The 6,076-nt window shown below is 69.2% G+C and carries 3 protein-coding genes; all 3 read left to right on the top strand.

What is annotated here, in order from left to right; translation table 11 throughout:
* Window positions 1–125: 125 nt before the first annotated feature.
* Genes FF100_RS34050 through FF100_RS34040 form a run of 3 tightly spaced genes read left to right on the top strand, consistent with a single transcriptional unit; the run spans window position 126 to window position 5,877 of the window.
* Window positions 126–2,219, top strand: coding sequence for a tellurite resistance TerB family protein (locus FF100_RS34050; RefSeq protein ID WP_281287359.1), 2,094 nt, complete (start codon window positions 126–128; stop codon window positions 2,217–2,219).
* Entirely contained in the window at window positions 2,216–3,565 is a 1,350-nt protein-coding gene (locus tag FF100_RS34045) for an ATP-binding protein (protein ID WP_139040442.1), read from the top strand. Before FF100_RS34050 ends, FF100_RS34045 begins: the two co-directional genes overlap by 4 nt.
* A complete protein-coding gene (locus FF100_RS34040; RefSeq protein WP_139040441.1) occupies window positions 3,562–5,877 on the top strand; it encodes a DEAD/DEAH box helicase in 2,316 nt (771 codons plus the stop codon). Before FF100_RS34045 ends, FF100_RS34040 begins: the two co-directional genes overlap by 4 nt.
* The last annotated feature ends 199 nt before the right edge of the window (window positions 5,878–6,076 follow it).

Raw genomic sequence — 6,076 nt, 5'->3', positions numbered from 1 at the left:
GGCGAGGCGGGTGCGGCGGCAGAAGCGGGGCGATCGCAGACCAGAGGTCGTCGGGAAGAAGCGGGCGAGCCATACCACCCCAACGCCCAACAGACCCGATCGTGCCGTTCTGTTAGGCGCTCTTAATCGACCCGAACCTCAAAGTCTCTAAGAGCAACGCCGACGTTGTCGGCCAGCACATGGATTACTGGCCGGCTTACGAAAATATGCGGCCGTCCTCGCGACGCGCATTCCTCGAATGGCTCTCGGGCGACCGCACGGATCCCGACACCTACATTGGTTACGTCTTCCTCTATCTTTACGGCCTAGAACGTCGCGGTGTACTGGAACGCGCGGTCGAGGACCATGCCGCCATCCGCGCTGAAGTGGAGCGCCTTCTCGCAGTCTACGGCCATCACAGCTCCTTCCGCCGTTATGCCGGCGATCTCCTCGCGGCGCTCGACATCCTCAACCTCGCGCCGGGCCAGGATCCGGTCCCTGTCTTCGTCCCAAGCGGCGGGGAGCTGCCGCCCGCCGTCCGGGTCGCAGTCGGATCCCGCATCCGGGACAGACGACCGATCGATGCCGATTGGCTGCTGGCGTGGACGATGTCGCACCCCGAGACGCGGGTGCGAACGCCGGCCCGTCGCGTCTTCGCGCATCTCAGACCTGAGTTCGCCGCCGAGTTCGGCCGCGTGAACCCGACAGGGGGAATGCTGCTGAAGCCTCGCAAGAGTGGGAGCTCGCCTGTCACATACCGAGCCGCAAGCGGGACCTTCACGGCCGACCTCGTGTCTGCCGAACATGGGACGTTGCCCGATTTGGAGCGCTACCCCGAAGCGCTCGCCGCCGGACGCGAGCTGCTGGAACTGTGTACAGGGAGGTTGGACGCGTACAGCCGTTACCTTGGGCGAGGGGCCGCGCCCGGTCAGGCAACCCTGCAGGCCTTGGCGCTGCTGCCGCCCAGCAGGCGCCAGGAAGCCTCCCCCGAGGCCGCGGGAGACAGTCTCGCATGGTTCAACGCGCGGATCGCAGCATGCGCGCCCGTTCCCTTTCAGGAGGTGAACGAACAGGTCGGCGCCAGGGGCGAGGACAGGGTCACACCGGCGAAGCTTCGCGATATCGCGGACACGCTCGGTCGCTTCGGTATCGGGCTGATCCCGGATCCGCGCTTCCCCGCGCGCCCGTCGCCGTCCTCGACCGTGCTGCTGTTCCGGTTGGACGGCCCGCGCGAAGCGGTCGACCTTCCCTCCGATGCATACAAGGCGGCGTTCCTGTCCTTGGCCGTGGGCATGCTGGTGGCGAAGGCCGACGGGGAGGTCACCGATGGGGAGCGGGCCATCCTGCGCCAACTGGCGACGGCGCCGTCCGGGCTCACGCCCGACGAGCGTCACCGCCTCGCGGCCGATGCATCCTGGCTCGAAGCCCATCCCGCCGAGTTGCCGACGCTGCGCTCGAGGTTGGCCGAACTCGGCCACGAGCAGCGGCAAGCCGTCGGCGATAGTCTGATCCGCGTCGCGTCCAGCGACGGTACTCATCACCGGGCCGAGGTCGCCCTCATCGAAAGGGCGTTTCGCCAGATGGGTCTCGACCAGGATCGGCTCTACGCGGCACTGCACCGCGCGGGTCCCGCCCCCGGGGTTCTATCGGCCGGGGAGGCGACGCCCGACGGCTTGGTCCTGGTCTCGCTCGCGCCGGAGACCGAGCGAACCTACGCCATCCCGGGCGCCCCACCCACTGCCACGCCGCATCGACTTCCGACGCCCGAGGCGCGGCGGGAGACGGCCGTGCCGGCCGCGGACGAGGCCGTGCACGGAGCCGTGCGCGAGACGGCCACCGGCGCGGGGGAGGGGGTCGATGCCGCGCGCCTGGCGGCGATCAGGGCCGAGACGCTGGCTGTCAACGCCGTCCTTGCCGACGTGTTCGATGCCGATCCGGATGCGGCGTCCGGCCCGTCGGCGCCCGCCCCATCCACGGAGCAGGCCGCGGAGGCAGACGGTGCCTTCGCCGGCCTCGATGCGCGCCACGCGGGGCTTCTGGGCGAACTCGTCTCGCGACCCGCTTGGCCACGGGTCGAGTTCGACCGGCTCGCGCGCGAGTTCGGCCTGATGCCGGGCGCCGCCATGGAAGAACTCAATGCGTGGGCCTTCGACCGCTTCGACGACATCCTCGTCGAGGAGGGCGAGCCCGTCCACGTCAACCTGCATCTGCTCCCCGATACCCTGCCGGAAGCCGCATGACCGTCCCCGGGACCAAGCCGTCGCCCCCTATCAAGCCCCGAGACCGAGATACCGTCATCAACGCCCTCCGGGCGGGTGTCGTCCCCCGCCTCGGCCTCCAGCACATCCAGGTCGGCCGCCGCCGGGAGATCGAGGCGCTCATCGCCGACGTCGTGCGGGTCGCCGACGGCGGGGCGGCGATCCGCTTCGTCGTCGGGGAGTACGGGGCCGGCAAGACCTTCTTTCTGTTCCTGGTGCGCCAGCTGGCACTCGCCAAGAACCTCGTCGTTCTGCAGGCCGACCTGGCTCCGGACCGGCGCATCCACGCGACCGGCGGGCAGGCGCGCCTCCTCTACGCTGAACTCGTGCGCAACCTCGCCACCCGCACCGCACCCGATGGGGGAGCGCTGCGTAACGTCCTCGAGCGCTTCGTCGCCCAGGCTATCGAGCAGGCGGGGCGCGAGGGCCGCGGGACCGAGGCCTGGATCCGCGCGAAGCTCGTCGACCTGCAGGAGCAGGTCGGGGGTTACGACTTCGCGACCGTGGTGGCGGCCTATGCCGGCGCCCACGAGGCGGGCGACGAGACCCGGCAGGGAAACGCCCTGCGTTGGCTGCGCGGCGAGTACACGACGAAGACGGAAGCGCGCCAGGATCTCGGCGTCCGCAGCATCATCGACGATGCCAACGTCTACGACAGCCTGAAGCTGCTCGCCCGCTTCGTCCGCATGGCAGGGTACGGCGGCCTGTTCGTGTGCCTCGATGAACTCGTAAACCTCTACAAGCTCCAGAGCGCCCAGGCCCGCAACCAGAACTACGAGCAGATTCTGCGAATCCTCAACGACGTGCTGCAGGGCACCGTCGAGGGACTGGGTTTCGTGCTGGGGGGCACTCCTGAGTTCATGCTCGACACCCGGCGCGGGCTCTACTCGTATGAGGCGCTCCAGTCCCGTCTTGCCGGCAACAGCTTCGCCACCGACGGATTCGTCGACCTCTCGGGGCCCGTCGTGCGGCTGCAGAACCTGACGCCTGAGGAGATGTGGGTTCTGCTGGAGCGGCTACGGACCGTGTTCGCAGCCGGCGACCCGGCCCGCCACCTCGTCCCGGACGAGGCGCTGCACGCCTTCCTCGATCATTGCCGGGCGCGGGTCGGCGACGCCTATTTCCGCACGCCCCGCAACACGGTGAAGGCGTTCGTCGACCTGCTCGCCGTGCTGGAGCAGAACCCGGGCGCGGATTGGCGCGAGCGCCTTGGCGTCGTGACCGTGGCCGAGGACCGTGGCGGTGTGGACGAGCTGGCGACCGCCATCGGCCCGGAAGGCGGGGATCCCGCCCATTCCGACGACGAACTCACCCGGCTGCAACTATGACGGGCCACGCCGCAGTTCCGGTCCCTGCCGTTCCCGGCGACCGCGCTTCGCAGGCATTCGCGCAACTCGCGGAGCCTGTCAGGCGCTGGATCTGGCAGCAGGGCTGGTCAGAGCTGCGGGATGTGCAGGAGCAGGCCGTGCCCGCCATCCTCGCCGGTGGCGACGTGATCCTCGCCGCCCGCACGGCCGCGGGCAAGACGGAGGCGGCGTTCCTGCCTCTCCTGTCGCGGGTGCTGCCCGGCCTCGACGGCGGAAGGCCCGGCTTCTGCGTCCTCTACGTCAGCCCGCTCAAGGCCCTCATCAACGATCAGTTCCGGCGCCTCGAGAGCCTGCTCGAAGCTTGCGACCTGCCCCTGCACCGCTGGCACGGCGACGTGTCCGCCGACGCCAAGCGCAAGGCGCGGGAACGGCCCCAGGGCGTCGTCCTCATCACACCCGAGTCTCTGGAAGCCACCCTCGTGCGCCGCGGTAGCGAGGCATCCCGCCTGTTCGGTTCCCTGTCCGCCATTGTCATTGACGAATTGCATGCGTTCGTCGGGACGGAACGCGGACGCCAGCTCCAGTCCGTCCTGTCCCGCATCGAAGTAGGGGCGGGACGTGACCGGATCGACCGGATCGGATTGTCGGCCACGCTCGGCGACATGGCGCTCGCCCGCGAGGCGCTGCGACCCGGGGAAGCCGACCGCGTCACGCTCGTCGAGAGCCGAGAAGGCGGAGCCGACCTCCTGCTGCAGGTCCGCGGCTACGAAGGCCACTCGCGAGCAAGCCCCCCTCCATCCGGTCCCGCGCTCCTCCCCGCTCCCGAGGTGGCAGACGCCTCATCACGCCGTCCCGCGGATATGTCCCTCCCAGCCGTATCCGAGGTCGGGCCCATCGCCCGCCACCTCTTCGAGGTGTTGCGCGGCCGGCGCAATCTCCTGTTCGCCGGCTCGCGCCAGAACGTCGAGGTGTACACCGACCGTCTCCGCTCGCTCTCGGAAGAGGCGCGCCTACCCAACGAATTCTTCCCTCATCATGGCAACTTGGCGCGGGTCGAGCGCGAGGCAGTCGAGACTCGTCTGCGGGACGACGGGCGGCCCACGACGGCGATAGCGACCACCACGCTGGAGCTCGGCATCGATATCGGCGATGTCGAGAGCGTCGCCCAGATCGGGCCGGGCTGGTCGGTCTCGTCCCTCCGCCAACGCCTTGGACGCTCAGGCCGCCGCAAGGGGAAACCTTCGATCCTCCGCATCTACGTCGCGGAGGATGCCTTCGCCCCGACGCTCCACCCGGCCGACCGGCTCAGGCTCGACCTCGTGCAGGCCGTGGCCATGGTCGAGCTTCTCCTCGACCGGTGGTGCGAGCCGCCGCGGGTGCAGGGACTTCACCTCTCCACCCTGATCCATCAAGTCCTCGCGTTGATCGCTCAGACCGGAGGCTTGCGCCCGGATACGGCGTGGCAGGTCTTGTGCCGGCGGGGGCCGTTTCGGAACATCGGTCGTGACCTGTTCGTCGAGGTGCTGCGCGCCGTCGCGCGGCCGGACGCGGCCCTGGTCGAGATGTCACCGGACGGTTTGCTCATGCTCGGACGGGCCGGCGAGCGCCTCGCGGCCGGCTACGACTTCTACGCCGTGTTCCAGGTCGAGGAGGAGTACCGGGTGGTCATCGCCGGCGGCAAGACGCTGGGCACCGTGCCGCTCGACGCGACGTTCGCACCGGGGCAGACCATCATCTTCAATGGCCGGAGATGGCGGGTCGAGAGCATCGACCCGCGTGCCAAGGTGCTCCTCGTGAACCCGACGACGACCGCTTTGCCGCCGCGGTTCGACGGGGGTGGGGCAGCCATCCATGACGAGGTCGTAGCGGCGATGCGCAGGTGCCTGGCCGGCGCGCCCGTGCCGGCATTTCTCGACCCCGGCGGGCGCGCCCTGCTCGAGCAGGGCAGGAGAGCCTTCCAGGCGGATGGCCTCGACCGGTGCTCCATCCTGCAGGTCAAGCGCGACTGCGTGATCTTTCCCTGGGTCGGAAGCCTCAAGCTCGAGACGCTCGCGCTCGCACTCCTGGCGCGCCGCTTCCAGGCATCCCCCCTGTGGCACACGATCGAGGTCCGTGACTGCTCTGCCGACGACTTGCGCGCAGTCCTGTCCGAGATGGCGGCCTCGCCGCCGCCCGACGGAGAAGCCCTCGCGCGCGTCGCAGCCAAGCCGGCTCGTGAGAAGTACGACCCCTACCTTACGGACGCCTTGCTCACGAAGGCCGCAGCAGCCGAGCGGTTAGACGCGGCGTCGGTACCGGCCGTCGCCCGTCGCATCCTCGACCCTTGTGTCTGATCAGAGCGGTTTTCATCGGACGGTCGGCTTGGCTCCAGGCCATCGCAATCGAGAACGCGGTTGCCCCGGGGACCGGATGAAGCCGGGAGTCGCCGATTTCGGAAATCAGATTTCCACCGCCAGGACACAGCCTCTCACCCCAACATCCACAGCTGACCAAGCTTGACCGTAGGAAGGCAATCCAGGAGGTTACTCGCAA

This window comes from Methylobacterium terricola (genome assembly GCF_006151805.1).
Classification (GTDB): Bacteria; Pseudomonadota; Alphaproteobacteria; order Rhizobiales; family Beijerinckiaceae; genus Methylobacterium; species Methylobacterium terricola.
The sequence above is the reverse complement of the archived record's forward strand: the minus strand, read 5'-3'. Positions and strand labels throughout refer to the sequence as shown.

Excerpts from the sequence above, each read along its gene's own strand:
- FF100_RS34040 (WP_139040441.1), top strand. The coding sequence starts at position 3,562 with ATGACGGGCCACGCCGCAGTTCCGGTCCCTGCCGTTCCCGGCGACCGC.
- FF100_RS34045 (WP_139040442.1), top strand. The coding sequence starts at position 2,216 with ATGACCGTCCCCGGGACCAAGCCGTCGCCCCCTATCAAGCCCCGAGAC.